At 69.0% G+C, this 232-nt stretch carries 1 pseudogene; it reads right to left on the reverse strand.

From position 1 onward, the window contains the following. Positions 1 to 190: pseudogene (locus tag QM806_RS41165) on the reverse strand (Gfo/Idh/MocA family protein); the annotation flags it as partial. Between the last annotated feature and the right edge of the window lie 42 nt (positions 191 to 232).

Raw genomic sequence — 232 nt, forward strand, 5'->3', positions numbered from 1 at the left:
CGCCGCACCCGAATTGGGCGGCGGCCTCCGCGCCGCGGCCAGGTACCTCGTCGGCGCCGGCGCCCAGACGGATCGGCGGCGCTTCCGGGAAGTGGTGGCGCTGACGGAGATCTGCGTTCGTGTGCACTCGGCCCATCCAGCCGAATCCGGCGACGGCTACTGCGAGTTCGGTGGGGTTGACGTTGGTCAAGATCGACTCCGGAACTGATCGTGCGGCGTGTGTCTCTACGAC

Source organism: Rhodococcus sp. IEGM 1351 (assembly GCF_030056875.1).
Lineage (GTDB): Bacteria > Actinomycetota > Actinomycetes > Mycobacteriales > Mycobacteriaceae > Rhodococcus_F > Rhodococcus_F opacus.